At 64.1% G+C, this 26,101-nt stretch carries 25 protein-coding genes; 9 read left to right on the top strand and 16 right to left on the bottom strand.

Going from position 1 to position 26,101, the window contains the following annotated elements; translation table 11 throughout:
* Positions 1 to 139 precede the first annotated feature (139 nt).
* Positions 140 to 430 (top strand): hypothetical protein, encoded by a 291-nt coding sequence (locus IVA92_RS26625; RefSeq protein WP_247281412.1) that lies wholly within the window; start codon positions 140 to 142, stop codon positions 428 to 430.
* Between the two features lie 226 nt (positions 431 to 656).
* Here IVA92_RS26625 and IVA92_RS26620 read toward each other — a convergent pair whose 3' ends face one another.
* The 5 genes from IVA92_RS26620 to IVA92_RS26600 all read right to left on the bottom strand — a co-directional run bounded on the left by IVA92_RS26620 (position 657) and on the right by IVA92_RS26600 (position 5,577).
* Positions 657 to 1,022, bottom strand: coding sequence for a hypothetical protein (locus tag IVA92_RS26620; RefSeq protein WP_247281411.1), 366 nt, complete (start codon positions 1,020 to 1,022; stop codon positions 657 to 659).
* 384 nt (positions 1,023 to 1,406) lie between these two features.
* Positions 1,407 to 2,495: a TRAP transporter substrate-binding protein gene (locus IVA92_RS26615; protein ID WP_247281410.1), complete on the bottom strand. Its 1,089-nt coding sequence runs from the start codon at positions 2,493 to 2,495 to the stop codon at positions 1,407 to 1,409.
* 163 nt (positions 2,496 to 2,658) lie between these two features.
* Positions 2,659 to 3,747: a TRAP transporter substrate-binding protein gene (locus tag IVA92_RS26610; protein WP_247281430.1), complete on the bottom strand. Its 1,089-nt coding sequence runs from the start codon at positions 3,745 to 3,747 to the stop codon at positions 2,659 to 2,661.
* A 203-nt stretch (positions 3,748 to 3,950) separates the two neighbouring features.
* Positions 3,951 to 5,087, bottom strand: coding sequence for an Mrp/NBP35 family ATP-binding protein (locus IVA92_RS26605; RefSeq protein WP_247281409.1), 1,137 nt, complete (start codon positions 5,085 to 5,087; stop codon positions 3,951 to 3,953).
* A gap of 52 nt (positions 5,088 to 5,139) precedes the next feature.
* On the bottom strand, positions 5,140 to 5,577 hold the full coding sequence (locus IVA92_RS26600; protein WP_247281429.1) for a VOC family protein: 438 nt from the start codon (positions 5,575 to 5,577) through the stop codon (positions 5,140 to 5,142).
* Between the two features lie 196 nt (positions 5,578 to 5,773).
* On the opposite strand from IVA92_RS26600, the gene IVA92_RS26595 reads away from it, so the two are divergent.
* From IVA92_RS26595 to IVA92_RS26575, 5 genes are all read left to right on the top strand, one after another.
* Positions 5,774 to 6,646 carry an NAD(P)-dependent oxidoreductase gene (locus IVA92_RS26595; RefSeq protein WP_247281408.1) on the top strand — a complete coding sequence of 291 codons (873 nt, stop codon included), beginning with the start codon at positions 5,774 to 5,776 and terminating at the stop codon, positions 6,644 to 6,646.
* 122 nt (positions 6,647 to 6,768) lie between these two features.
* The gene (nhaD, locus tag IVA92_RS26590) at positions 6,769 to 8,049 is read left to right on the top strand and encodes a sodium:proton antiporter NhaD (RefSeq protein WP_247281407.1); all 1,281 of its coding nucleotides are present in this window, start codon (positions 6,769 to 6,771) and stop codon (positions 8,047 to 8,049) included.
* Positions 8,050 to 8,220: 171 nt separating this feature from the next.
* Positions 8,221 to 9,816: a HAMP domain-containing sensor histidine kinase gene (locus IVA92_RS26585; RefSeq protein WP_247281406.1), complete on the top strand. Its 1,596-nt coding sequence runs from the start codon at positions 8,221 to 8,223 to the stop codon at positions 9,814 to 9,816.
* Positions 9,817 to 9,860: 44 nt separating this feature from the next.
* Positions 9,861 to 10,064: a DUF1289 domain-containing protein gene (locus tag IVA92_RS26580; RefSeq protein WP_247281405.1), complete on the top strand. Its 204-nt coding sequence runs from the start codon at positions 9,861 to 9,863 to the stop codon at positions 10,062 to 10,064.
* 28 nt (positions 10,065 to 10,092) lie between these two features.
* Complete coding sequence (locus tag IVA92_RS26575; RefSeq protein WP_247281404.1) at positions 10,093 to 10,647, top strand: TIGR02281 family clan AA aspartic protease; 555 nt, start codon at positions 10,093 to 10,095, stop codon at positions 10,645 to 10,647.
* 6 nt (positions 10,648 to 10,653) lie between these two features.
* On the opposite strand, the gene dusA is transcribed toward IVA92_RS26575, so the two are convergent.
* Entirely contained in the window at positions 10,654 to 11,646 is a 993-nt protein-coding gene (dusA, locus tag IVA92_RS26570) for a tRNA dihydrouridine(20/20a) synthase DusA (protein WP_256464562.1), read from the bottom strand.
* A gap of 274 nt (positions 11,647 to 11,920) precedes the next feature.
* On the opposite strand from dusA, the gene IVA92_RS26565 reads away from it, so the two are divergent.
* Positions 11,921 to 12,781 (top strand): alpha/beta hydrolase, encoded by an 861-nt coding sequence (locus IVA92_RS26565; RefSeq protein WP_247281402.1) that lies wholly within the window; start codon positions 11,921 to 11,923, stop codon positions 12,779 to 12,781.
* A 106-nt stretch (positions 12,782 to 12,887) separates the two neighbouring features.
* Here IVA92_RS26565 and IVA92_RS26560 read toward each other — a convergent pair whose 3' ends face one another.
* From IVA92_RS26560 to IVA92_RS26515, 10 genes are all read right to left on the bottom strand, one after another.
* Complete coding sequence (locus IVA92_RS26560; RefSeq protein WP_247281401.1) at positions 12,888 to 13,193, bottom strand: Rieske (2Fe-2S) protein; 306 nt, start codon at positions 13,191 to 13,193, stop codon at positions 12,888 to 12,890.
* A 37-nt stretch (positions 13,194 to 13,230) separates the two neighbouring features.
* Complete coding sequence (locus IVA92_RS26555; protein WP_247281400.1) at positions 13,231 to 13,935, bottom strand: ABC transporter ATP-binding protein; 705 nt, start codon at positions 13,933 to 13,935, stop codon at positions 13,231 to 13,233.
* Positions 13,928 to 14,710: an ABC transporter ATP-binding protein gene (locus IVA92_RS26550; RefSeq protein ID WP_247281399.1), complete on the bottom strand. Its 783-nt coding sequence runs from the start codon at positions 14,708 to 14,710 to the stop codon at positions 13,928 to 13,930. Before IVA92_RS26550 ends, IVA92_RS26555 begins: the two co-directional genes overlap by 8 nt.
* On the bottom strand, positions 14,710 to 15,756 hold the full coding sequence (locus IVA92_RS26545; RefSeq protein ID WP_247281398.1) for a branched-chain amino acid ABC transporter permease: 1,047 nt from the start codon (positions 15,754 to 15,756) through the stop codon (positions 14,710 to 14,712). The genes IVA92_RS26550 and IVA92_RS26545 overlap by 1 nt, the downstream gene beginning before the upstream one ends.
* On the bottom strand, positions 15,753 to 16,625 hold the full coding sequence (locus IVA92_RS26540; protein ID WP_247281397.1) for a branched-chain amino acid ABC transporter permease: 873 nt from the start codon (positions 16,623 to 16,625) through the stop codon (positions 15,753 to 15,755). The genes IVA92_RS26545 and IVA92_RS26540 overlap by 4 nt, the downstream gene beginning before the upstream one ends.
* A gap of 125 nt (positions 16,626 to 16,750) precedes the next feature.
* Positions 16,751 to 17,905: an ABC transporter substrate-binding protein gene (locus IVA92_RS26535; protein WP_247281396.1), complete on the bottom strand. Its 1,155-nt coding sequence runs from the start codon at positions 17,903 to 17,905 to the stop codon at positions 16,751 to 16,753.
* Positions 17,906 to 17,982: 77 nt separating this feature from the next.
* Positions 17,983 to 19,182: a 2Fe-2S iron-sulfur cluster-binding protein gene (locus IVA92_RS26530; RefSeq protein ID WP_247281395.1), complete on the bottom strand. Its 1,200-nt coding sequence runs from the start codon at positions 19,180 to 19,182 to the stop codon at positions 17,983 to 17,985.
* Complete coding sequence (locus tag IVA92_RS26525) at positions 19,179 to 20,015, bottom strand: FAD binding domain-containing protein (protein WP_247281394.1); 837 nt, start codon at positions 20,013 to 20,015, stop codon at positions 19,179 to 19,181. Before IVA92_RS26525 ends, IVA92_RS26530 begins: the two co-directional genes overlap by 4 nt.
* Positions 20,012 to 22,303 carry a xanthine dehydrogenase family protein molybdopterin-binding subunit gene (locus IVA92_RS26520; RefSeq protein ID WP_247281393.1) on the bottom strand — a complete coding sequence of 764 codons (2,292 nt, stop codon included), beginning with the start codon at positions 22,301 to 22,303 and terminating at the stop codon, positions 20,012 to 20,014. Before IVA92_RS26520 ends, IVA92_RS26525 begins: the two co-directional genes overlap by 4 nt.
* 107 nt (positions 22,304 to 22,410) lie before the next feature.
* On the bottom strand, positions 22,411 to 23,688 hold the full coding sequence (locus IVA92_RS26515; RefSeq protein ID WP_247281392.1) for an amidohydrolase/deacetylase family metallohydrolase: 1,278 nt from the start codon (positions 23,686 to 23,688) through the stop codon (positions 22,411 to 22,413).
* A 156-nt stretch (positions 23,689 to 23,844) separates the two neighbouring features.
* Here IVA92_RS26515 and IVA92_RS26510 point away from each other — a divergent pair, with 156 nt between their 5' ends.
* Both IVA92_RS26510 and IVA92_RS26505 read left to right on the top strand, forming a co-directional pair.
* Positions 23,845 to 24,339 (top strand): MarR family transcriptional regulator, encoded by a 495-nt coding sequence (locus tag IVA92_RS26510; RefSeq protein ID WP_247281391.1) that lies wholly within the window; start codon positions 23,845 to 23,847, stop codon positions 24,337 to 24,339.
* 289 nt (positions 24,340 to 24,628) lie between these two features.
* Positions 24,629 to 26,047, top strand: a complete 1,419-nt coding sequence (locus tag IVA92_RS26505) for a cytosine permease (protein ID WP_247281390.1) — start codon at positions 24,629 to 24,631, stop codon at positions 26,045 to 26,047.
* The last annotated feature ends 54 nt before the right edge of the window (positions 26,048 to 26,101 follow it).

The following is a 26,101-nucleotide window of genomic DNA, read 5'->3' as shown; positions in this document are numbered from 1 at the left end:
AGCGGCGGCCGTGCACTGGCTGATGTTCACCCTCAGCTGCGCCACGATCGCCTGGATCAGTCTTTTTCGAACGATAGGAGGATGACATGGTCAGCGATCACATCATTATATCTCCGCTCGGGCGGAGAAACCCCGGGTAGTGCTCGCGCAACCCCTAGCCCGCCGGATACTCGCGGCGTCGATCGCTGCGATCCTCCTGCTGCCGTCGCTGGCGGCTTGGGGAATGGATCGTATGCCGGGCAAACCCGTTCCAGCCGACGCGTTCGAAAAGAAGATCGCGCTCCCACCGATTCCTCATCTTGAGTCGATGCCATGGATGAAGTGGAACGCTGGCGTGAATACCAAGGTCGATAGCTTGATGCCGGCGGATACGCCTTCATCCTTCATGCTGGCGCCGCGCGAGCGCCCGGCGCCATCGTTCGGCTCTTGAACCCGAACATCCCCGGCGTCGGTGAACTCCGCGCCTGAGTTTGCTTGCAGCCTCGATGCTAAGATCACTGGCTGCAGCGGCCCTGAAATTCCCCCTGCGGGACGGGAGCCTCGTGCTTGCCTTCCCCCCGAGAATCCTCGGGGTATTGTCGCCTTATCCTCGAAGCCGGCCTTCTCGGGCTCGATTGGCTCATGCCGAGCGCAGAGGACGCGGCAGGCGTTGTTCACTAAGGCATTGAACCCTTGCCTCGCTTGGCGTGATGTTCCTGAAATGCTGTTCTGAGTTCCGCTAGTTCGTCGTTTGTTGCACCAAGCTCCGCTTCCGCACGACTTGCCAGCAAATCCAGGTAAACGATCGGCCGATCGAACTGGCTCGCCGTGAAGTCGTACCTCACGCCTTCGATCCGGTTGTAAAAATGGTCCGCGGCAGGCAGCGGTGTCTTCAGCAACTGGCCGCCGAACAGTTCATGAATGAGCAGCGCAGTGACATTGCATTGCCCGGCCGCCGGATTGTCCGCGCTCCATTGGCTGGCCGTCGACGACGACCATGCTTTTCGCAGTGCGTCTTGAATTTCATCGGGATCAAAGCTCATGGGTCATTTCCGCAGATCGGCGCGACCCCAAATTTCGGATTATACGATTGTCGCTTTTTGCCACTGTTTTGCCCGACGAGTCAAACGGGCTCCGTAATCCACAGAATCGGAACAGCGAAGCCGGATCCGTCGCTCGGCGTCCCTAACGCTAGTTTCGCTCCCAAAATCGCGGCGCGGACCCAGCTGCCCGCCGATCGTCTCATCCCGCTAATTAGCTCGACATATCAGCGTATTGGCAGCACCGACAGGCAATCCCGCTATCACCCCTCGTCTACTGTGCATGGGGTTGTTTTCGCTGTTTTTGTTTGGACGTGCTTCGGAACGCCGCAACGACAACGCCCCGGAGCCTTCGCTCCGAGGCGTTGCAGGCAACACGCAGCGTGATCAGCTCTGGGAGCGCCGGGCCATGAAGATGTCGTAGCCGACCTCGGCGACCTGGAACCAGGCGTAGCCGTCGCTTGTGAACTTGGCGAGGGAATCGTGGACCTTCTTGAAGTTGGCGTTGGTCGCGCCGACCTCGGCGTGCAGCTCCTTGGCCGCCTTGTAGCAGGCATCCATGATCGACGGCGAGAAGGCGTGCAGCTTGGTGCCGCCTGCGAGCAGCTTCTTCAGCGCCAGCGGATTGGCGTTGTCGTAGCGCGCCATCATGTAATTGTTGGCGTAGTGGCCGGCCTGCTCCAACACGCTCTGGTAATATTTCGGCAGCGCGTTCCACTTGTCGAGGTTGACGAAGGCCAGCAGCATCGGCCCGCCTTCCCACCAACCGGGATAGTAGTAGTGCGGCGCGATCTTGTAGAAGCCGAGCTTCTCGTCGTCATAGGGACCGACCCATTCGGCGGCGTCGATGGTGCCCTTCTCCAGCGCCGGATAGATGTCGCCGCCGGCGAGTTGCTGCGGCACGACGCCGAGCTTCTGGAGCACACGGCCGGCGAAGCCGCCAACGCGGAATTTCATGCCCTTGAGATCGTCGGGCGTGTTGACCTCTTTCCTGAACCAGCCGCCCATCTGGCAGCCGGTGTTGCCCGCGAGCAGCGAGACGACGTTGTAGCCCTTGTAGAACTCGTTGAGCACGTCGCGCCCGCCGCCCAGCATGTACCAGGCCTGGTTGATGCGCATGTTGGGACCGAACGGCACGGCTGAGCCGAAGGTGAAGGTCGGGTCCTTGCCGAAATAGTAGTAGGACGCGGTGTGGCCGATCTCGCAGGTGCCATTCTGCACGGCATCGAGCACCTGGAGACCCGGCACGATCTCGCCGGCGGCGAAGATCTGGATCTGGAATTTGTTGTCGGTCGCTTCAGCGACCATCTTGCACATCATCTCGGCGCCGCCAAACAGCGTGTCGAGCGATTTCGGCCAGCTCGTCGGCATGCGCCATTTGATTTCCGGCATGGACTGCGCGATCGCAGGCGCGGCGAGCGTGGCGGCACCGGCCGCACCAAGTCCCGTGACCTTGATGAAGTCTCTTCTCTTCATGATTTCCTACCCTGATGGATCTGATTGTGGGCCTTCTTGTCGAGGCTTGGGGACAGCATGGAACATCGCCGGGCCGAATGCCATCCCGATCGCACTGCGGCAAAGAAAAAGCCCGGCCTCGCGAGCGAGGCCGGGCGATCCGTCTTACGACTTAAGCCGTAGATCAGCCGCGGGTGCGGGAGCGGATCATGAAGCTGTCGTAGGTATATTCGGCGACCTGCCACCACAGATATTCGTCGGAGCGATAGGCCTGCATGGCGTCGATCGACTTCTTGAAGTCGGGGTTCTTGGCCGAGACTTCCGCCCAAAGCTCGTTGGTCGCCTTGAGGCAGGCTTCCAGCACCTCGTTGGTGAAGGGACGAAGCTGGGTGCCGCCGGCGACGAGACGCTTCAGCGCCGCCGGGTTCTGCATGTCGTAACGCGCGGCCATCCAGGTGTTGGCGTTGGCCGTCGCGTTGGTGAGGATCGCCTGATAGTTTTTCGGCAGCGCATTCCACTTTTCCAGATTGGCGAAGGCGTGGACGGTCGGACCGCCTTCCCAGAAGCCTGGATAATAGTAGTACTTGGCGACCTTGGCGAAGCCGAGCTTCTCGTCATCGTAGGGACCGACCCACTCGGCCGCGTCGATGGTGCCCTTCTCCAATGCCGGGTAGATGTCGCCGCCAGCGAGCTGCTGCGGCACCACGCCCACCTTCTGGAGCACCTGCCCGGCAATGCCGCCGATGCGCATCTTCAGGCCGGAGAGGTCGGCAACGGTCTTGATCTCCTTGCGGAACCAGCCGCCCATCTGGGTGCCGGTGTTGCCGCAGGGGAAGCCGACCACGTTCGACTTCTTGAAGAACTCGTTGGCGAGTTCGTTGCCGCCGCCCTGATAGAGCCACGAATTCTGCTGGCGCGCATTGAGGCCGAACGGCACCGAGGCGAAAATCGCGAAGGTCGGATCCTTGCCGACATAGTAGTAGGACACCGTATGGCACATCTCCACCGTGCCGCTGGAGGTCGCATCGAGCGCCTGCAGGCCGGGGACGAGTTCGCCGGCCGCAAACACCTGGATCTGGAATTTGTTGTCGGTCATCTCGGCGACATACTTGGCCACCTGCTCGGCGCCGCCATAGATGGTGTCGAGCGACTTCGGGAAGCTCGAAGTCAGGCGCCACTTCACCTCAGGCGAGGATTGCGCGATCGCCGGCGAGGCCACCGCGGTTGCCGCCGCGCCCGCTGCCGACACTTTAAGAAATTCACGACGCTTCATCTTCATCTCTCTCCTTGCTGGGGCGTTTCCCCTCAACTTCTCTTTTGCCGCCGCTCATTCCGGCGACGCGTGAAGGCCGCGTCGAACCGAAGGGGCTTGACTGCCGTGGGCGTTTAACACGGAAGCCCCGCTTGCGGAACGCGACAATGGCATGACGGGACTCTACGAAAGTCGCATGTCCCAGGAGCTTGCCGACGACCGGTTCAGGCCGCGGCGATGACACCCTTGAGCTGGTCCCGGACCTGGCCTGCAATGGCGCGGTAGATCGCCGCATGAGGTCCGTCCGGCTCGCTGTCGACGACAGGATTGCCGGCATCCGAGGTGGCGCGAATCGCCATGTGCAAGGGGATCTCGCCCAGGAACGGTACTCCGAGCTTCTCCGCCTCGTGCCGCGCCCCGCCATGGCCGAATATGTCCGACTTGGTGCCGCAATGCGGGCACTGGAAGTAGCTCATGTTCTCGACGATGCCGAGCACGGGCACGTTGACCTTCTTGAACATGGCAAGCCCCCGCCGTGCATCGATCAGAGACAGGTCCTGCGGGGTCGAGACGATCACGGCGCCCTTAAGCGGCACGTTCTGAGCCAGCGTGAGCTGGGCATCGCCGGTGCCAGGCGGCATGTCGACCACCAGCACGTCGAGCTTGCCCCATTCGACGTCGCGCAGCATCTGCGTCACCGCCGACATCACCATGGGGCCGCGCCAGATCATCGCGGTCTCCTCCTCCACCAAAAAGCCGATCGACATGATGGCGAGGCCGAAGCGCCGGAGCGGAATCATCTTGCGCTCGTCGTTCAGCTCCGGCTTGTCGCGCAGGCCGGTCAGCCGCGGCACCGAGGGGCCGTAGATGTCGGCGTCGAGCAGCCCGACCTTGAGGCCGAGGTCGCGCAGGCCGAGCGCCAGATTGAGCGCGGTGGTCGATTTTCCCACCCCGCCCTTGCCGGAGGCCACCGCGATCACGGCGGCAACGCCCGGGATCTCAGACTGCCGCGCCATCGGCGATTGGCCGGCCTGCGGCGGCTTATGGGCGTGGGCCGGCTGCACGCCGGGCGTGCCGCGGCTCGGCTGCGGTGGTGGCGGCGGCGCGGAGCCCGGCTTGCGCTCCGCGGTCAGCGCCACCATCACGGTGGTGACGCCGGGAATGGCGCGCACAGCGGCTTCCGCTTCGGCCCGGATGGACTCCCAGGCGCGCGCCTCGGCGGCATCGACATTGATCGAGAAGAACACCTTGCCGTCCGAGGCGCTGATTGCGCTCAGCACATTGGCGTTGGTGAGCGCGACCCCGCGCGGCGACTTGATCCGGCCAAGGCTGTCGAGAACCTGTTGCTGCGTCACGCTCAAAGCGCATCTCCTGATTTCAAGATGCCCCATTAGAGCGGAAACGCCCAAAAGGCTACTGCCTGCCGATATCGTCAGCCATCTCCGCGGGCGCGGCTCCCTGCTCCCGGGCCGCCTCGTAGTTCAGCTCGATCATGACCCCGTTGGGATCGTGGACGAAGATCTGCCAGAGGTCGCCGCCGGGCACCTGGCGGGACTCGAACTTCATCCCCTTGGATGCGAGCCGCTGCTTCATAGCGTCGAAGCCGCGGCTGACGAAGGCGACATGGTGGACAACGCCGGAATCCGGCTTTTGTGGCTCGGCGGTCGGAGAAATATCGACGAGGTGCACCACCGGCTTGCCCTCGCTGTACATCCAGGCGCCCGGAAAGGCGAAATTCGGCCGGGCACCATTTTCCAGGCCCAGCACGTCTTCGTAGAAGCGGACCGTCTCGGCCAGTTTCCGGGTTCGGATGTTGAAATGATCGAGCACGCCCACGCTCACGCCGCCCAAACCCATGTCCATGCCTTCGCTCCCTTTTTTGAAGTCCTTGAGGTCCGCCATCCTAGCACAGGGGACCGCCAAACGAAGCCGTTGCCCTCAGGCCTCAAGGGTTTATGGTGCGCCCCAATCCGCCCTCACGGCGGAACCAGGCTCCTGCTCGCCCGGCAAGAACCGTAAAACCCAAACTACGGACAAGGTCTCATACATGGCAAAAGTCGCTTTCCTCGGTCTTGGCGTCATGGGCTTCCCCATGGCCGGACACCTCGTGAAAAAAGGGGGCCATGAGGTCACCGTCTATAACCGCACCGCGGCCAAGGCGAAGGAGTGGGCGGACAAGTTCGGCGGCAAGACCGCAGCGAGTCCGAAGGCCGCCGCTGAAGGCCAGGATTTCGTGATGTGCTGCGTCGGCAACGACAACGATCTGCGCGCGGTCACAACCGGCCCCGACGGCGCGTTTGCCGGCATCAAGAAGGGTGCGACCTTCGTCGACCACACCACCGCCTCGGCGGAAGTCGCGCGCGAACTCGATGCGGCCGCGACCAAGGCCGGTTTCAGGTTCATCGATGCACCGGTCTCCGGCGGCCAGGCGGGCGCCGAGAATGGCGTGCTGACGGTGATGTGCGGCGGCGCTCAGGACGCCTATGCCGGCGCCGAGCCGATCATCACGGGGGCCTATGCGCGGATGTGCAAACTGCTCGGGCCCGCCGGTTCCGGCCAACTGACGAAGATGGTCAACCAGATCTGCATCGCCGGCCTCGTGCAGGGTCTCTCCGAGGGTATCCACTTCGCCAAGAAGAGTGGCCTCGACGTCGCCGCAGTGATCGAGACCATCTCGAAAGGGGCCGCGCAGTCCTGGCAGATGGAAAATCGCTACAAGACCATGAACGAGGGCAAGTACGATTTCGGGTTCGCGGTGGAATGGATGCGCAAGGACCTCTCGATCTCGCTGGCTGAAGCTCGCCGCAACGGCGCCAACCTGCCTGTCACGGCGCTGGTCGACCAATTCTACTCCGAGGTGGAGAAAATGGGCGGCAAGCGCTGGGACACGTCGAGCCTGCTCGCGCGTCTGCAACGCTGAGGATCATCTTGACGGCTTGCTGCCGGGCGGCACTGCGACCGTCCCAGACCTCGACGCCGCCGGCACTGCGACGAGGTCTGGCAAGCACATTGAGCTGAAGTACAAAGTTCGGGGGGACTGACTTGCTGAGCGTGATAGCCGCCGTTTTCATCGTTGCGTATGCTGCCATCGCGCTCGAACACCCGCTCGGCATCAACAAGAGCGCTTCGGCTCTCCTGGGAGCGGGCCTGCTCTGGACCATCTATGCGCTGTCCGTCGGCGATGCATCCCTTGTCAACCGCCAGCTCGACGAATCCGTCTCCGCGACCGCCCAAATCGTCTTCTTCCTGATCGGCGCCATGACGATCGTCGAGGTGATCGACGCCCACAACGGCTTCGAGGTCATCACGTCCGTGATCCGCACCACGAAGCAGACCACGTTGATGTGGATCATCGGCTTCGTGACGTTCTTCCTGAGCGCGATCCTCGACAATCTCACGACAACCATCGTGATGATCTCGCTGATCCAGAAGCTGATCGGCCACAAGAACGACCGCCTGCTCTTCGCCTCCCTCATCGTCATCGCCGCCAATGCGGGCGGCGCCTGGACCGTCATCGGCGACGTCACGACGACGATGCTCTGGATCGGAGGGCAGATCACCCCCGTCAGCATCATGCAATCGGTGTTCCTGCCGTCCCTGCTCAATCTGCTGGTCCCGCTGCTCATCGTTGGCTACTCCGTCAAGGGGAAGGACATCATCCCGCCGCCGCAGCGGGAAGCGCAGGCTCTCAAGGTCGAGGTGTTCGAGCGCAATCTGATGTTCTATCTCGGCCTCGGTACGCTGGTCGCCGTTCCTGTGTTCAAGGCCGTGACGCACCTCGCACCCTTCATGGGGATCCTGTTCGGGCTGGGCATTCTCTGGCTGGTGGGCGAGATCGTTCACCGCCACAAGGACGAGGATGCGCGTCGCCCCCTCACCCTCGTCCATGCGCTAACGCGCATCGACATGAGCTCCATCGTGTTCTTCGTCGGCATTCTCATAGCCGTCGCGTGCCTGGAGCACGCCCACGTCCTGGAGGTGCTGGCTAAATGGCTCGACACAACAGTCGGCCGTCTCGACATCATCGTCATCCTACTCGGCCTATTGAGCGCCATCATCGACAACGTGCCGCTCGTCGCGGCGACGATGGGCATGTACAATCTGGCGCAATATCCGCCCGACAGCTTCATCTGGGAATTCATCGCCTATTGCGCCGGCACCGGCGGCTCGATCCTGATCATCGGCTCGGCCGCAGGGGTCGCGGCGATGGGGCTCGAGAAGATCGAGTTCTTCTGGTACGCCCGCCGCATCGCGGGTCCCGCGCTCGTGGGCTACCTCGCGGGTGCACTGGTCTACATCGCGCAGCACTCGCTGCTGCATTGATCTGCCCGTCATGACGCCCGTCGCCAGCGCCGGTTCCCATCACGGAAGGCGTTTCTTAATCAGGCGTTAACGTAATTCTTTAGCTCCTTAAGGCACCTCTTAAGGATTTCTTGCCAGAGATAGACAATGCAGAAGGCCCGCGTCCGGCGTGGGCAGGAATCGTGTTGCTTGATGAGTAACCCCGCTGAAAAGCCCGAGGTTGTGCAGCTTCCGGCCGAGCCGGTGAGCGCTCCATCGGCGAGCAGCCGCAGGGCTGCGGCGCAGCGGGTACGCGAGGCACGCGACAAGTTAACGTCGACCAGCGGAACCCGGCCGGCGTTCGACGCCGAGATGTTGCGTCAATATGCCCAGACGCGGCTGTCGGCTTCCTATGTCGTGATGCTGCTGGTGGTCGCCACCGGCGTGCTGTTCGGGCTCTGGATGCAGCCGATCCCGGCGGCGGCCTGGACCGCGGGCATGCTCTGCATCCACAGTGCGATGATCCGCAGTTGCCGGCGGTTCCTGACAGAGGCCACCTCTCCGGCCGCGACGCGCGCATGGCGAACGCGTTTCGTCGTGCTCGACCTGCTCTATGGCCTGTGCTGGATGGCGATCCTGATCCACCCCGTGCTCGACATGGTCACGGAAACGCTGATGATGTTCCTGATGCTGCTGGTGATCGCAGTATCGAGCATGCTGGCCGCCAATCTGCCGATCGCTGCCCTTGCCGCCACCGCGCCGGTCGCGGTCGCAATGGCGCTGAGTTTCGTGATGACCGGCTCACTGGACAATTACGTCCTGGCGGCACTCGCGCTGGCGGCCGAAGGCTATTTCGTCCTGCTGGCTCACCGCCTGCACTCCTCGACCTTCGCCACGCTCGAGGCGCGCGCCGAGAAGGACGCGCTGATCGGCGAACTCGAACAGGCCAAGGCCATCTCGGACGAAGCGCGCCACCGCGCCGAATCCGCCAACGTCGCCAAGTCGCGCTTCCTTGCGCAGATGAGCCACGAACTGCGCACGCCCCTGAACGCCATCCTCGGCTTCTCCGAGGTGATGAAGAGTGAGATTTTTGGCGCACACGCGGTGCCCGTCTACAAGGAGTACTCGGCGGACATCCATAATTCCGGCGTGCACCTGCTCAACCTTATCAACGAGATCCTCGATCTATCGCGGATCGAAGCCGGCCGCTACGAGCTGAACGAGGAAGCAGTGTCGTTGGTCGGCATCGTCGCCGACTGCCATCATTTGATGAAGCTGCGCGCCTCGAGCCGTGGCATCACGATCCACGAAGTGTTCGAGCAGGCCATGCCGCGGCTCTGGGCCGACGAGCGCGCGATCCGCCAAGTCGTGCTCAACCTGCTCTCTAACTCGATCAAGTTTACGCCGCAGGGTGGCGAGATCTGGCTCAAGGCGGGATGGACCGCTTCGGGCGGACAATATCTCTCGGTGAGGGATTCCGGCTCCGGAATTCCCGAGGACGAGATCCCGGTCGTGCTCGCCTCGTTCGGCCAGGGCTCCAACTCGATCAAGTCGGCCGAACAGGGCGCAGGCCTCGGCCTGCCCATCGCCAAGAATCTGATTGACCTGCATGGCGGCACGTTCACTCTGAAATCGAAGCTGCGCATCGGCACCGAGGTGATCGTCACCTTCCCGCCGGAGCGCGTGATGAGCGCGCTGGCGCCGCTGTCGGATGATTCTCCGCCGCTTCAGCCCGAGAATTCGCTCGTTCCCGACGAGAAGCGCCGGCCGCGCCACAAGCCGATCATGAGCGCAGGCACGGGCTCTTAACGAGATGCTTGCAGAAATGCCCGACGATCCCTCACAATATCCGCATGAGCAAAGAAACGCCGTGCGTCGCCGTCTGCATGATCGATCCCAAGACCAAGCTTTGCTTCGGCTGCGGCCGGACCTTGCCGGAGATCGCGCGCTGGCACGCCATGCACAGCGCGGAACGGCTGGCGATCATGGCGCTGTTGCCCGCGCGCATGAATCAGGCAGGACTCGCGCCGATCGCAGCATTGCCGAAGCGTACCTGATCGGCACGAACGCCTCTGGAGGCGCGCCATGATCCGCTTCCTGCTCGTTCTCCTCATGCTCGCCGGCACCGCAGGCGCCGTCGTCGCCTATGGCGATCCCGATCAGATCGTGCGTGCCAGTCACAAGGTTTCCCACATCTTCCGGGCGCAGACCGCCGCCCCGGCCCCCGCCGTGCATATCCCGCGCGGCCAGGGTGGCGAATTTGCGCTGCGAGCGAAGATCAACGGCGTCACTGCGCCGATGGTAATCGATACAGGTGCAACCTCCGTGGTGCTGACCTGGGAAACCGCGAAAGCGATCGGACTGCCGCTCGAGATGCTCGAATACGACGTCGACCTGGAGACCGCGGGCGGCCACACCAAGGCGGCACGGCTCACGCTAGACCGTCTCGCCGTCGGCAAGCTGGTCGAGAAGTCGGTGCCGGCCCTGGTCGTGCAACGCGGCCAGATGAAGACCAATCTGCTCGGCATGAGCTTCCTCGACCGCCTGGAAAGCTGGGGCGTGCGCGCGGACACGCTGATGCTGACAGGTTTTCCGGAGCTCCAGAGCAGCCCCCGACGCTCCCGGATCGCGGCCGACTAGACAATTCTACGCCGCCTCCGCTGGCGCGCGTGCACCGACATGAGCGATCGCCTCGCGCAGCACGTCGAGACCGGCGCCCGGCTTCACCCCCTGCTCGGCAAGATGGCGGCGGAAGGCGCGCGCGCCGGGCACGGCGTGGAACGCGCCGACGAAATGCCGCGTAATTGCGTGCAGCCGGGTGCCGCGCGCGAGCTGCTCTTCGATATAGGGCATCATCGCCTCGAGCGCGTCCTGCATGGACGCGTGCGGCGCCGCCTCGCCGAAGATGTCGGTATCGACGCTGAGCAACCGCCACGGCTCCTGATAGGCGGCGCGGCCGAGCATCGCACCGTTGACGTGGGCAAGATGCGCCTTGGCCTCGTCGATCCCAGAGATGCCGCCATTGATGATGACGGGCACAGCAGGCATCGTGCGCTTGAGCCGATAGACGCGATCATAATCGAGCGGCGGGATGTCGCGGTTCTCCTTTGGCGACAGGCCAGTGAGCCAGGCTTTGCGGGCATGCACGATCAGCGCATCGCAGCCGGACGCCACCACCGCACGCGCGATCGTATCGAGCGCCACTTCAGGGTCCTGGTCGTCGATCCCGATACGGCACTTCACCGTGACGGGAACGGCGACCGCGCGCTTCATGGCCTGAACGCACCGGGCCACTAGTTCCGGCTCCGCCATGAGGCAGGCGCCGAACCGGCCGTCCTTGACGCGATCGGACGGGCAGCCGACATTGAGATTGATCTCGTCATAACCAAATCCTTCGCCGATCCGCGCGGCCAGCGCGAGGTCGTGCGGATCCGACCCGCCAAGCTGAAGCGCCACCGGATGCTCGCACGCGTCGTACCCAAGCAGCCGCTCCCGGTTGCCATGGATAATGGCGCCGGTGGTCAGCATCTCCGTATAAAGCAGCGCCCGCCGCGTCAGATGACGGTGGAACACCCGGCAATGCCGGTCAGTCCAATCCATCATGGGTGCCACGGAAAAGCGATAGTCTTGCGAATTCAAATGCTATTCTTTCATCGAACCGACAGCATGGAGGTGCCCTCGCACCCGAACCAGCATTTTGTGTGGCGTGGCGCGTATCCTTCGCCTGAATGGGCGTCTGATGCAACCGCAACAGTAACGTGGGGCCGACAAGAGAAGGCAACAATGATCCCGCATGGCATAGTCCGAGGCAGCCTCGTCCAATCTGAACACGGCTGGTCCAACACCTCAATTGTCGGTGAATAGCCGGCCCAAATTGGACAAGGGTGCCATCCAGGGCCGTATCGGAGTGATTATGATTGAGAATGCTCATTCGACAGGTCGACCGCTCGATCCCCGTTCCGCATGGTCCGGGCTGTCCCAGGCAGAACGCGACGCCGCCTACGACAACAACGCCGCCGTCAAGAACAGCACGGCCCTGATCGCCGAACGGAACGAAACCTCCAGCCGGCTGCGAAGCACGCTGAAATCCCATCTCGATCTGGCTTACGGTCAGCGGGCGAACAACAAGATCGATCTCTACCCGGCCGCCGGGCCTGAGGCGCCCTGCCTGGTGTTCCTGCATGGCGGCTATTGGCAGCGCAATTCGCGCGAATTGTTCGCCATGCTCGTCGAAGGCATCGCCGCCCATGGCTGGTCGGTCGCCATTCCCGGCTATTCGCTGGCGCCCGAGGTGTCCCTCACCGACATCGTCGCCGAGATCCCGCGGACGCTCGACTGGATCGCGGCGCACGGTGCCTCCTACGGCATTGCCGGACCGGTCGTGCTGTCGGGCTGGTCGGCAGGCGCGCAGCTCGTTGCGATGGCGCTGGATCATCCGCGCGTCCATGCAGGGCTGGCGCTATCGGGCGTCTACGATCTCGCGCCGATCCGCGACACCTGGCTCAACGACGCACTGAAGCTGACGGACGAGGAAATCGCCAGGCTCTCGCCGCTTCGCCTGCCCGTAACAAACAAGCGGCTCGATATCGCCTATGGCAGCAGCGAGCTACCGGCACTGGTGCTGGATTCGATCAACTTCCATGAGAAGCGCGCGGCCGCGAAAGCGCCGGGACAACTCATCCAGGTCGCAGGCGCCGATCACTTCACTATTCTGGAGGCGCTGCGGCGGCCTGACGGCATTCTGGTGGAGGCCGCGCAGGCGCTGCTGAACTAAAACTGCGAAAACAACCCCATGCACAGTAGAATGCCGTTGTTTTCTCAGGACTAATTTGCACCACCCATGGATTTGACACGTCGGGCAAAACACCGGCACAATGCCATCATCGCTCTGACTGTCGCATCCCCGTATCAACCCAGACCTGCTCACCCGTGATCCGCACCGGATAGAGCCGCAATGGCGGGCTCGGCCAGCCCGCAGTGATGGCCCCATCACGCAAATCGAATGACGCGGCATGGCGCGGGCAGAACAGCCGCCCCGCCTCCACGCGCCCCCGACCAAGGTCTGCCTGTTCGTGCGGGCACACGCGGTCGCACGCGACGACATCGCCCTCGTTCCAGATCACAAGCATGTCCCGCCCGGCGACGCGGACGATGGTCACGGCCTTGAGCCGGTCGAGATCACACACCGCAATGCACCCCCGCTGATCCGGAGAGACAGCCGGATCATCCACCGAGATAGGCCTTCCGCACATGCTCGTTCGCGATCAGCTCGGAACCTGCGCCTGACAGCACGATGCGGCCATTCTCGAGCAGATAGGCGTGGTCGCACATCTCGAGCGCGGCGAACGCATTCTGCTCGACCAGCAGCACCGTGGTGCCGGCATCACGGATACCGCGGATGATTGCGAAGGTGCGCTCGACGATGTTCGGCGCGAGCCCGAGCGAGGGCTCGTCGAACATGATCAGCCGCGGCCGTGACATCAGCGCGCGCCCGATCGCCAGCATCTGCTGCTCGCCGCCCGACAGCGTGCCCGCCGCCTGCCGGCGCCGCTCGGCGAGCCGCGGAAATTCCGCGTAGATGCGGTCGCGGTCGGCCGCGATCTCGCCCGAACCACGACGGAGGTAAGCCCCCATGTCGAGATTTTCCTCGACACTCATGTGCGGAAATACGCGCCGGCCTTCCGGACAATGTGCGATCCCGCTGGCAAGAACGCGCGGCGGTCTCGCCCCGGTGATGTCGATGCCCTCGAACCGCATTTGCCCTGCGCGCGGCGGCACGAGGCCGGAAATCGCGCGCAGCGTCGTGCTCTTGCCGGCACCGTTGGCGCCGATCAGGGCGACGAGCTGGCCAGCCCTCACGTCGAGCGAGATGCCGCGCAGCGCAGTGACGCCGCCATAGCCGCACACCACGTCGCGGATCTCAAGCACGCCCCGCTCCATGTCCGAGATAGGCCTCGATCACGGCCGGATCGTTGCGAATCATATCCGGGGTTCCCTCGGCGATGATACGGCCATAGTTCAGCACCACGATGCGGTCCGAGACTGTCATCACCATCGGCATGTCGTGCTCGACCAGCAGGATGGTGATGCCACGGTCGCGGACGCTGCGGATCAGCTCGACGAAACGGTGGGTTTCCGAGGCGTTCATGCCCGAGACGGGCTCGTCGAGCAGCAGCATCGAGGGCTCCGCCGCCAACGCCAGCGCGACACCGACAAGGCGCTGCTCACCGTAGGACAGCGAGCCAGCCGCATCATGGGCGCGGCGTTCGAGGCCGACCCATTCGATCAACTCGCTCGCGCGCTGCCGCAGCCTGCGTTCCGAGGCGCGCGCGCCCGGCAGCCCGAGGATGGCATCGAGCAGCCGGACCCGGCCCTGACGATGCAGACCGATCAGGAGATTGTCGTAGACGGTGTCGTTGGGAAACACGCTGGTGCGCTGAAAGGTGCGTATCAGGCCGAGATCGGCGATCTCGTGCGGCTTCAACCCGGTCAGCGTCGCCCCCTGATAGGTAACCTGGCCTGCGCTCGGCCTCAGGAAACCAGTCATGACGTTGAAGGCGGTGGTCTTGCCGGCGCCATTCGGTCCAATCAGACTGACGATCTCGCCCTCACCGACCGTAAAACTCATGTCGGAGATCGCGACCAGCCCGCCGAAGCGGACGGCGACCTGCTCGATGGTCAAGGCAATGCTGCGCGCGGTCATCACGCCGGCTCCTTGGCACCGGTTTCGGTGAGCGCGACTGATGCCAGCGCCGGCGCGCCGCTGCGCCGTCGGATGAAGCGCTGTGCGAGCGAGGGCACGATGCCACGGGGCAACACGAACAGGATGGCGATCAGCACGCCGCCATAGGCGATCCACTGCGCCTCCGGCGCCATCACCGGCCGCAGTGCGACCGGCAGCAACCCGAAGATCAGACCACCGACGACGGGCCCGGCCAGCGAGCCCTTGCCGCCGCTGATGACCATGATCACCATGGTGACGGTGTTGATGAAGGCGAATACTTCAGGATCGATGATCCGGATGTAGTGCGCATAGAGGCTGCCGGCCGCGCCCGCGATTGCGGCCGAGATCACGGCTGCCAGGGTCAGCGTCCTGGTGACGTCGATGCCGACAGAGACCGCCAGCGTCTCGTTCTCCATCAGCCCCCGCATCGCACGGCCGAAATGGGAATGAACGAGGCGGGCGATCAGGAGATAGGCGACGAGGGCCACGACCAGCACAAGATAGTAGTTCTGCATCTTGGTGCGCAGCGTCAGCTCACCAATCCCGGGCAAGGACAGCGCGATGGATGGAATGTTGGTCAGCGCCAGCGGTCCCTGCGTCAGCTCGACCCAGTTCAGCGCGACCAGCCGGACGACCTCGGCAAAGGAGATGGTCACGATGACGAAATAGGCGCCGCGGACGCGGAAGGAGAGCAACCCGACGAAATAGCCGCACATTCCGGCGACCAGGATGGCCAGCAAGGAGCCTGCAATCGGCGGCCAGGGTGCGTGAACCAGGCGGACGTCTCCGGGCAGACCGACGTCGAAGCCGAGCGACGTCAGCGCGCTGACATAGGCACCGATGCCGAAGAAAGCGATGTGGCCGAGGCTGAGCTGGCCGGTGAAGCCTAGCAGCAGATTGAGGCTCATCGCGCCGATGACGAAGATTCCGGTCGTGATCAGCGCGTTCAGGAGATAGGGATCGCGCAGCCAGAGCGGCACCGAGGCCAGGGCCGCGACGGCGAGAATGGTGACGGCGGCTCTCATCCAACCCGCTCCGCGCGCGCAAACAGGCCGGTCGGCCGGAAGATCAGGACCGCGATGATGATCACGAAACCCATGGCGTCGCGGTAACCCGACGAGACGTAGCCTGCCCCCAATTCCTCGGCCAGCGCCAGGATGAAGCCACCGATCACCGCGCCCGTGATATTGCCGAGGCCGCCAAGGATGACGATGGCGAAGGCCTTGACGGCGGCCAAATCGCCCATTTGCGGGAAGATCACGTAGACAGACCCGAGCAGAGCGCCGGCGGCGGCGGCAAGGCTGGAGCCGATCGCGAAGGTCGAGGTGTAGATCATGTCCACGTTGACACCCATCAGCGAGGCCGTGTCGTGGTCCTGGAACGTCGCCCGCATTGCACGTCCCAGGCTGGTCTTGTTGATCAGGAGGTACGTCACCAGGATCAACATTGCCGCCGCGGCGAGCACAAACAGGCGAAGCCAGGATACTGACACCGGTCCGAGCACCAGCGGCGCTTCGGGAAACGGCGTGGCCACCGATTTGGCGACACCGCCCCAGATCCACAGCGTGCCGGACTGCATCGCGATCCAGGCGCCGATCATGACCAGCATCGTGGTGTCGATGTCGGAGCCGCGCAGCGGTCGCAGCAATGTCAGCTCGATGGTTGCCCCGAGCAGCCACCCGGCAAGCACCGCGACCGGCAATGCCAGGAAGAAATTCAGCCCGAGCTGCTGCACCACGATGAACATGATGTAGGCGCCGAACGTGTAGAGCACGCCGTGCGTGAAGTTCACGACGTTCATGATGCCGAAAATCAAGGTTAGTCCGATGCCCAGCAGCGCATAGGTGCCGCCGAGCACGAGCATGTTGACCAGATGCTGAAGGAATTCGCTCAAAGCCGTTCCCGAATAAATCGCACATGACGGGGGCAGTGATGTACCGCCCTCGCCGTCGACGAAGCGCGTTATTGTTTGAGCATGATCTTGCCGGAAAATGGCTTCACACTTTTCCGGATCATGCTCTAGAGCGTCTTCAGCTCGACCTTGCCGTCGTTGATCTCGATGAGATAGACGTTCGGCTGGCTCTGCCCGCTCTCCTTGCCCTCCGGACCAGACTTGCGGAACACGATGTCGCCGTTCAGCCCCTTGATATTGATGTCCCAGAGCGCCGCCTTGATCGCAGCCGGCTCGGCCTTGCCGGCCTTCTCGACCGCCGCCGCCGCAGTGCGGATGCCGTCATAGCCGCGAAAACTCTCGGTGCAGCCGGCGAACTCGAAACCGCGCTTCTTCCATTCCGTGATGAAATAGTTGGTGGCTTCCGGATTCGGCGTCTTGTCCGGGAACCACGGCAGGAAGGTGGTCAGATGCATGGTGCCATTGGCGGCGGCACCGGCCTGGGCGATGATCTGGTCCGGGTTCTGCGAGCCGCCGGTGGTGATGATGCGCTTCTTCAGGCCGAGCGCGGCCGCTTGCTTGAAGATCAGGGTCAGCTGATCGACCGCCGTCGTGACGATCACCGTCTCGGAATCCGAGCTCTTGATCTTGGAGAGCTGCGCGCTCATGTCCTGCGCGCCCTGGTCCATGGTCTCGACGAGGCCGATGCTGATGCCCTTGTCCTTCATCATCTTGCTGAAATCCTCGGCAGTGCCCCGGCCCCAGTCGTTGTTGATGATGAGGAAATCGACCTTCTTGAGCGCGAGCTTGTCGACGATGCCCTTGAACGCGGCGGCCTCAACCGCCGAGGGCGGCGAGATCCGGAAGACGAAGGGATTGCCCGTCGTCGTGATCTTGCCGGAGGACGAGGTTTCCACCACCATCGGGGTCTCGTATTCCATCAGCTTGGGCATCACCGCGAGCGTCAGGCTCGAGCCCCAGGCGCCCATCAGCACCGGCACCTTGTCGCTGGTGATGAGTTTTTCGGCGACGGCGGCAGCTTCCGTCGGGTTGCTCTTGTTGTCCTCGATGACGAGCTCGATCTTCTTGCCCAGGATGCCGCCCTTGGCGTTGATCTCGTCGGCGGCGATCTTCGCGCCGTTGACGACGTAGGTCCCGGAGGCCGCGAACGCGCCGGTAAGCGGCTCATTGACGCCGATCTTGATGGTCTGCGCCCCTGCCGTGCCGCCGAACAAGGCCGTCGCAAGCGCGAAGACCGGAACCAGTCCGAGTGCTCGTGTCATGTTGTCTCTCCAAATCGCACGATGTTGATGTCCAGGGTCGTCCAAGACTTCGTCACTCCACAGCGCCGGCACGCCGATCATTCCGCGCCACCTTTTCCAGTGAAGGCGCGGCCAAACATGCGCGCCAGCCCGGCGCGCGAAACGTCCGAGACAATCGACCAGCCACTGAGCTCTGCCGCGGCCACCTGCCCCGACGGCGCGCCGGCCATGTGGCGGTCGAGATTGCCCGCGAACTCCGCAACGAGCCGCTTGGCGAGATCCCGCACCAAGCCGGATCGGCCGACCTGCGCCAGCATTCCCGTGAGCGTGTACCCGATCGAGAGCTCGACCGCGGTCGCCGCGCCGCCTTCGAGCGGAAGCAGGCGATAGCGGATCTCTCCTTGCGTCGCCGAACGGCTGCGCTGGTCGGTGCCTACGCCGACGATGCGTCCCGATAGTGTTGCGGGATCGCGTTCGACGCGCGCGACGCCCTCGAAGGACGCCGCGATCGGCCCGAGCTTGACGCTGATCATGCCCTCCACGCGCTCCGGCGTTGGCGGCGCCGTGAGCGAGACGCCAGGCAGGCAGGATGCAATATCGGCGATGTCATCGAACATCGCGAGCACCTTTGTGGGTGCGTGCGGCAGCGTGAAGCTCTGATCGAGAACGGTCGCCGGAACGAAATCGGAAATTCTGACCGGTGCGGCGCCGTCTGATGCCGGCACTGAGACCCGCGGCGCAGGCTCCGGCTCGTCGCCGCCGAACATGGCTCGTCCCGATCCGGCAGGGCCGAGACTGGTCCGGCCGCCATCGGCAAGCGGCGCGATGTTGCGTGCACGCCTCGCCTCGATGACGGACTGGACGGCCCGCACAATCCCGACGTAGCCGGTACAGCGGCAGAGATTGCCGCTGAGACCGACACGGATGCGCCGCTCATCGGCATCGGGCAGACGCAGCACCAGGTCGCGCGCCGAGACCAGCATCCCAGGGGTGCAATAGCCGCACTGGAGGGCATGCTCGCGGGTGAAGGCTGCGCGCAACTCGGTCGTGACCTCGTCCTCATCGAGCCCTTCGATGGTGGTGATGTCGGCGCCCGCGCAGGTCACCGCATAGGTGATACAGGAGCGCGCCGGCACGCCGTCGAGCAACACGGTACAGGCGCCGCAGACGCCGTGCTCACAACCGAGATGGGTGCCGGTCAAGTCCAGCTTATCGCGGACGAAATCGGCCAAGCTGGTCCGCGGCTCAGCCGAGACTTCGACCGCACGGCGATTGACCTGAAGCGCGACCGTCGTCATGCCGTCGCCTCCAGGACGGCGCGCTTCAACACTCTGACATGGATGTGACGCTGCGCGGCGTCGTCGATGCCGGCTTTGGTCAGAAGGTCATCCGCGACGCGAGCGTCGAAGCGCTGCTTGTAGTCGGCCACGATCCGTCCGCCGAACAGCTCGGCGGCATCGGTGACGACGATCGGCGTCGTATCAATCGCACCGATCACGACGCGCGCCGAGGCAGCAACTGGATCGATCAGTACCGCGCCGATGGCGTGGGCGAACTCGCCGGTCTTGCGGCAGCTCTTAGCATAGCCCCAATGGGCCGAAGCCGCGCGTGACGGGACGTGAATCGCCTCGACGATTTCCCCCGCATGCAGCGCCGATTCCAGGGCGCCGACGACGAAGGCCTCGATCGCCATCGTGCGAGCGCCGGCAAGGCTGCGCAGCGTCACACGCGCACCCAGGGCCGCGAGCGACGAGATCCAGTCGGCGGCGGGATCGGCATGACTGAGCGAGCCGCCGATCGTGCCGCGGTTGCGTACCGCGCGGTATGCGATGTTGGCGGCGACGCCGCGCATGGCGCCGCGGGTCACGTCGGCCGTGCGCCCGTCCTCGATGTCGGCATGGGTGATCAAGGCGCCGAGCACGAGTTCGCCGCGAGAAACCTCGGCCCGCTTGAGCTCAGCCAGGCCGGAAATGTCCACGATCAGCTCCGGCTGCACCAGCCGCAGATTGAGCATCGGTCCGAGCGACTGGCCGCCGGCGATGATCTTTGCCGAACCGCGGCTTGCGGCCAGCATCGACAGCGCGGCGTCGAGATCGCGCGGACGCTCATAACTGAAGGGTGCCGGTTTCATGCCGCGCTCCTTTCGGCCGCGCGTGCAGCCAGCACGGCTTCGACAAGGCGATGCGGCGTGATCGGCGACTGCATCAGCTCGACGCCGAGCGGACGCAGCGCGTCGTTGACCGCGTTGGCGATGGCGGCCGGCGGCGCAATCGCGCCGCCCTCGCCGATGCCCTTCACGCCGAACTGCGTGTAAGGCGACGGCGTCTCCATGTGGTCCAGGCGCGCCGCCGGAACCTCGGTCGGGCCCGGCAGCAGATAGTCGGCGAGCGTCGTCGCCAGCGGCTGGCCGGAGGCATCAAATGGCATCTCCTCGTAGAGCGCGGTGCCGATGCCCTGCGCCAGACCGCCATAGATCTGGCCGTCAACGACGAGCGGATTGACCAGCACGCCGCCGTCTTCGACGATCACATAATCCAGAATTTCGACTACGCCGAGATCAGGATCGACTGCGACGACGGCCGCATGCGCGGCATAGCTGAAGGTGCCGCTGTCGCGCACCGGCTTGTAGCCTTGCGTCACCTCCAGCCCGCCGGCATCGACGTCGGCCGGCAAGTCTTGCGGACGGCGATACCAGGCGTGGGCGATCGCCCTCAGGCTGACACTGCCGTTGACGCCACGTACCTCGCCGTTCTGCAACACCACCGAGGCGGGGTCATGCTGCAACAGCTTGGCGCCGATGCGCCTTGCGCGTTCGCCGAGCTCGCGGCAAGCCGTCGCCACCGCGCCGCCGGCCATCACCATAGAGCGTGAGCCCCAGGTTCCGGTCGAATAGGGCGTCATCGCGGTGTCGCCGAGGACGATGCGGATCTTTGCAACGTCGACGCCGAGGATCTCGTGCGCGACCTGGGCAAGCGTCGTTTCCATGCCCTGCCCATGCGAATGCACACCGACGCGCAATTCGAGGCCGCCGTCCGGCGTCAAGCGTGCCGAGGCCTGCTCGTGACCTGGCACCATGGGGATGCCCCAGCCGGAATAGACCGACGTGCCGTGCGCCGCCTGCTCGCAATAGATGGAGACGCCGACGCCGATGCGGCGTCCGTCAACCTCGCCCAGCCTCTGTTTGGCACGAATGGAGTCGATGTCGATGGCGGCGAGCGCGCGCCGCATCGCTTCGGGGTAATCGCCGCTGTCAAAGTGCTTCCTGGTGATGTTGTCGAACGGCATCTGTTCCGGCAGCACCAGGTTGCGCAGCCGCACCTCGCCTGGCTCGAGCCCGGCTTCGGCCGCCACGAGATCAAGCATCAGCTCCAGCGCGAAGCAGACGCCGGTGCGCGCGACGCCGCGATACGGCAGGATCGGGCATTTGTTGGTAGCAACCGAGAAGGTGCGGCAGCGATAGGCCGGCATCTTGTAAGGGCCGGGCAAAATGCTCGCGACCTGCGCGGCCTCGAGACAGGCCGAGAACGGATAGGACGAGTAGGCCCCGGAATCCACGGTCGCCTCGCAATCGATGCCGCGCAGCGTGCCGTCACGGTCCGCATAGACCGTGATCCTGTAATGATGCTCGCGGCAATTGGAGCTGGCGACGAGATGCTCGCGGCGATCTTCCAGCCAGCGCACGGGATGGCCGTTACGCATGGTCAGCCAGGACAGGCAGACCTCTTCCGGCAGCAGAATGCCCTTGTGGCCAAAGCCGCCACCAACATCGGGCGAGATGACGCGGATCTGGCCCTCCTCCATGCCGAGGGATTCGGCAAGGCCGCTGCGGGTGATGTGTGGCATCTGTGCCGCGGAATGCAGCGTGAGCTGATCGAGCCGTCGGTCGAAGGTCGCAACCACGCCGCGGCCCTCCAGTGGCGACATGCATTGCCGCGCCGTCGAGATCTCGCGTGTCACCTTGATCGGCGCATCGAGCGCGGCGGAGATGTCGACCTCGTAATTAGTCTCGAGGAAGACGTTGTCGCCCCAATGCTCATGCACCAGCGCCGAGCCGGGCTCGCGCGCCTTCAGCATGTCGGTGACCGCGGACAGCTCCTCCAGATCGAGCGTCACGGAGGCCGCGATATCCTCGGCCTCGGCGCGCGTTGGCGCAAGGCACATCGCAACGAGCTCGCCGACCTGGCGCACCTTGCCGGTGGCGAGCACCGGTTGTTCGGATATCTTGAAGCCCGGCAGCCCCGATACCGCGCGGATCGGCTTGATCCCGACGAGATCGGCCGCCGTGAACACGCTGCCGCGATAACGCTCGGGCACGTGGATGCCGCAGATGCGCGCATGCGCCATCGGGCTGCGCACGAAGGCGACGTCCTGAAGGCCCGCGAGCCTGATGTCGGCGACGTATTGGCCGCGGCCGCGCATCAGGCGGTCATCCTCCTTCCGCGGCAACCGTGCGCCAACGCCCTGCCCGGACTTGCAAGGAAACTCTCGCTCGTTGCGCACGCCGGCGTTCTCCCTCACCAACGGCCTTATGCCGCGACGGCCTGCGGCAGGATCGGTGCGACCGCGTCGAAGCGCGTGCCGGCGCGCAGGCAGAAGGCCGGCTGCAGCAGGCGGTCGGCGATGATCTCGTTCTTCTCGTTGTCCTTCAGGACGAACCGGCCGTTCTTCTCCGTGAGCACGGAGATGTCGGCACCCATGCCGACCTTGAGCGCGCCGATCTCCTCGCTGCGGCCAAGCATCTTTGCGGGATTGGAGGTGACCATCGGCACTACCTGCTCCAGCGACAGACCGAGCGCCATCATCGAGCTCATTGCCTGCACCAGACTGAACTTGGCCTGTCCTGCGAACGGATGGTTCTCCTCGTCCTCGTGCTGGTCGGGCGTTCCGGCCGGCGCGGGCACATGCGTGTTGTAGCCGTGAATATCGGCGCCGAGCGTGGTCGGAATGATGCCGGCGGCAATCGCCTTCTTGGCGAGCCGGTAAGAGAAGTGGCTACCGTGACCGACATCGACCTTCAGGCCGCGGTCGAGCGCGGCCTGAATCACCGGATGCACCTCACCCTCGCGGTTGACGAAGCCGCCGGGATGACGCGTGAACGGATGAGCGAGAACATCGCCTTCACGCAAGAGCGGGATCACGCGCGTAAGAATCGTGTCGGCATCCTCGCCATTGGCGCCGCTTTCGGGCAGGCCCCAGAGCTGGCCGAAATGCACGTAGACCGGAAGATCCGCGCGCCTGCCGATCTCCGCCGCCATCTCGATGACGCGAATGCCCCAGCGCGCGAAACCGCCGATCTCGGCATGCGCCTTAATGCCGCGTACAATGTCGAGATTGGCCGTCGCCGCCTTGACCGCGGCGTCAATGTCGACGCCATCGGGACTGTAGAGCTGCGGATAGAAGTGCCCTTCGAGGCCGCCGACGAGGTAGGCGGACAGAAAGGCATAAACTCGTGAGGCCGCGGGCTCCGCGATGAAGTGACGAAAACCGGGCAGCGTCATGCAGGACGGGCCGCCCTGGTCGACCAGCGTCGTCACGCCCGACTGCACGCCGACCATGTCGGGATTCATGCCGAAGCGGCCGGAGACATATTGATAGACATGGGCGTGGGTGTCGATCAGCCCGGGTAGCACCAGCTTGCCGCCGACGTCGACGACCTCCTTGGCGCTGGTCGGCAGAATGTCGGACGCGACGGCTGCAATCCTGCCGTTGCGGATAGCGAGGTCCTTGATGCCATCAACGCCGGAAGCCGGACAGATCACGCGACCGCCTCGCAGCAGAAGGTCGAAGCTGGCAGTAACGGACATGGGCGCTCTCCTCTCCTTGAACGAGCGACAGCATCGCCCAATTACGAAGCATGCTTCGCATTTTGGATGAAGCAAACTCCGTGCCATGATCCGGAGGTGGCGAGCGGGTTCGAATCGAGCTAAGCGCGGCAGGGATTTGGATTGGGAGAGCGTGCATTGCGGCAGGCGAAGACACGTCGCGGCGGGAGCAGGCACCGCCCTTGGCCCTTGTCGCAACGACCCGGATATCTGATCCGCCGGCTGCACCAGATTCACGTAGCACTGTTTCAGGAGGCCTGCGGCGCGTTCGAGGTCACGCCGCTGCAATACAGCCTTCTCACGGCATTGGCGGTGCGTGAAATCGCCGATCAGACCACTTTGGCGGCCGATATAGCCCTCGACCGCACCACCACGACCGGCGCATTGAAACGTCTCGCGGCACGAAACCTGATCGAGCGCGCGGTCAACAAGGACGATCGACGGGCGCGCCTGTGCCGATTGACGCCGGCCGGCGCAGCCTTACTGGTCAAGATCGAGGGCGCGGCGCGACGAGCGCATCGGGCAACGCTGGGGGATCTCAGCGATCGGGAACAGGCGCAGTTCATCGAAATGATGCAGCGCATCGTGGCCGGCCACCCCAGTCGCGACAGTGCCACTGCCTTATTCGATTAGACGCAGTTGCTGCGCTTTTGAGTTGGGCTGCTCAATTTATCATCGTACCCGCTGCTCAGCCATGCAACGTCCCTTGCCTCTCGCTCACTGGCTCGCGCAGAGGATCGCCACCTCGTAGTTCCGGCGGCCAACTTACACGTGAGGTCGAGGCGCGCTTGAGAATCCAACAGCAATCCGACGCAAGCGAGGCTCCATCCGGCATCGATGCAGGCCCTGCTCCGGCCGGCCACAACCGATGGCACGATTTATGCTGCGAGGATGCGAAGCGTGCTTCGTATTGGGGGATGTCATGACGGATTCCGAACTTCGCGCTGATCTTCACAGCATCGAGCCAATTCCCGATGCGGACCGGGACTCAACCGGGCCGCAGCAGATGTGGATCTGGGCCGGCGCCAACATCGCGCCGGTGAACTGGGCGCTCGGCGCGCTCGGCATCATCCTCAAGCTTGGCCTGATGGAGACGATCGCGGTCATCGTGCTCGGCAACATCGTCGGCTGCGCGATCTTCGCGACCTTCACGGTGATGGGGCACAAGACCGGCGTCAATCAGATGGTGCTGAGCCGGTCCGCGTTCGGGGTCCGCGCCGCCTATCTGCCGAGCATCCTGATGTTCCTGATGACGCTGGGCTGGATCGGGGTAAACACCTATTTCCCGGTGAAGGTGTCGATGGGCATCCTCGGGCAGTTCGGCATTCCCGACACCTGGGCGGTCGAGATCGTCGTCATCACGCTGGTCATGGCCGCGCAGGTCCTGATCGGAATCTACGGCTTCTACGCGATACGCACCTTCGAAAAGTACACGGTACCGCCGACCATCGCCATCATGGTGCTGATGAGCGTGTTGGCATGGACGCGCCCGGGTGTCGTCAACTGGAACTTGACGACCTCGCTGCCTCCGGGTGCACATCTGGCGATGCTGACGCTGCTGACGACCGCGATCGGGGTCGGCTGGGGCATTTCCTGGGTGACCTGGGCCTCCGACTATTCGCGCTTCGTGCCGCGCAGCACGTCGTCGAAGGCCGTGTTCTGGTACAGCTATGTCGGCATGTTCGTGCCGACGGTCTGGCTCGGCATCCTCGGCGCGACCATCGCCTCGACGACGCTGGACACCGATCCTGCAAAAATGGTCAGCGCGGTGTTCGGCGGGCCCGTCAGCATCCTCGTCCTGCTGATGGTGCTGCACGGCCCGATCGCCACCAATATCCTCAACGTCTATTCGGCGACATTGGCAGCGCTGAGCGCGGGGCTGAAGTTCTCGCGCTTCTGGCTTACCGTCATCGTCGGCATCGCCGGCTATCTGGTTACGCTGTATTTCATCTTCGCGCCGTCTTTCGCAAAAGCGTTCGACAACTGGATGATCAGCCTGCTCTTATGGATGAGCCCGTGGGCCGGGGTGGTGCTGGCCGACTTCTTCATCAAGCGGAAGGGCAAGATCGACATCGCCGAGCTCTATCGCTCGCCGGAGACCAGCGCCTATGGCGACATCAACTGGGCCGGCATGATCGCCTTCCTTGCGGGCCTCGTTGCCGGATGGCTGGTTGAAGACGGCCTCGTCGGCGCGCTGCAGGGGCCAATCTCGATCAACCTGCTCGGCGGTGCCGACCTGAGCTGGCTATTCGGCATCGGGGTCTCGGGCTTCGTCTATCTCGGGCTCGGCAAGCTCTCGACCTCACCCTCCTCCATCGTTGCGAGCGGCGCAGGCAGATAGCAGCGGCAGTGACGGTCGATTCATGGACTACGTTCTGCGATCCATTCCCGGAAA

The sequence above is a fragment of the Bradyrhizobium sp. 154 genome (assembly GCF_023073875.1).
Lineage (GTDB): Bacteria > Pseudomonadota > Alphaproteobacteria > Rhizobiales > Xanthobacteraceae > Bradyrhizobium.
Note: the sequence above shows the minus strand (reverse complement) of the source record. Positions and strands in the feature narration are given on the sequence as shown.

What these genes read in the sequence shown, in the direction of transcription:
- IVA92_RS26620 (WP_247281411.1), bottom strand. Translation starts at nt 1,022, where the DNA reads ATGAGCTTTGATCCCGATGAAATTCAAGACGCACTGCGAAAAGCATGG.
- IVA92_RS26615 (WP_247281410.1), bottom strand. Translation starts at nt 2,495, where the DNA reads ATGAAGAGAAGAGACTTCATCAAGGTCACGGGACTTGGTGCGGCCGGT.
- IVA92_RS26610 (WP_247281430.1), bottom strand. Translation starts at nt 3,747, where the DNA reads ATGAAGCGTCGTGAATTTCTTAAAGTGTCGGCAGCGGGCGCGGCGGCA.
- IVA92_RS26595 (WP_247281408.1), top strand. Translation starts at nt 5,774, where the DNA reads ATGGCAAAAGTCGCTTTCCTCGGTCTTGGCGTCATGGGCTTCCCCATG.
- IVA92_RS26585 (WP_247281406.1), top strand. Translation starts at nt 8,221, where the DNA reads ATGAGTAACCCCGCTGAAAAGCCCGAGGTTGTGCAGCTTCCGGCCGAG.
- IVA92_RS26580 (WP_247281405.1), top strand. Translation starts at nt 9,861, where the DNA reads ATGAGCAAAGAAACGCCGTGCGTCGCCGTCTGCATGATCGATCCCAAG.
- IVA92_RS26575 (WP_247281404.1), top strand. Translation starts at nt 10,093, where the DNA reads ATGATCCGCTTCCTGCTCGTTCTCCTCATGCTCGCCGGCACCGCAGGC.
- IVA92_RS26565 (WP_247281402.1), top strand. Translation starts at nt 11,921, where the DNA reads ATGATTGAGAATGCTCATTCGACAGGTCGACCGCTCGATCCCCGTTCC.
- IVA92_RS26550 (WP_247281399.1), bottom strand. Translation starts at nt 14,710, where the DNA reads ATGACCGCGCGCAGCATTGCCTTGACCATCGAGCAGGTCGCCGTCCGC.
- IVA92_RS26545 (WP_247281398.1), bottom strand. Translation starts at nt 15,756, where the DNA reads ATGAGAGCCGCCGTCACCATTCTCGCCGTCGCGGCCCTGGCCTCGGTG.
- IVA92_RS26535 (WP_247281396.1), bottom strand. Translation starts at nt 17,905, where the DNA reads ATGACACGAGCACTCGGACTGGTTCCGGTCTTCGCGCTTGCGACGGCC.
- IVA92_RS26530 (WP_247281395.1), bottom strand. Translation starts at nt 19,182, where the DNA reads ATGACGACGGTCGCGCTTCAGGTCAATCGCCGTGCGGTCGAAGTCTCG.
- IVA92_RS26525 (WP_247281394.1), bottom strand. Translation starts at nt 20,015, where the DNA reads ATGAAACCGGCACCCTTCAGTTATGAGCGTCCGCGCGATCTCGACGCC.
- IVA92_RS26520 (WP_247281393.1), bottom strand. Translation starts at nt 22,303, where the DNA reads ATGCGCGGCCGCGGCCAATACGTCGCCGACATCAGGCTCGCGGGCCTT.
- IVA92_RS26515 (WP_247281392.1), bottom strand. Translation starts at nt 23,688, where the DNA reads ATGTCCGTTACTGCCAGCTTCGACCTTCTGCTGCGAGGCGGTCGCGTG.
- IVA92_RS26505 (WP_247281390.1), top strand. Translation starts at nt 24,629, where the DNA reads ATGACGGATTCCGAACTTCGCGCTGATCTTCACAGCATCGAGCCAATT.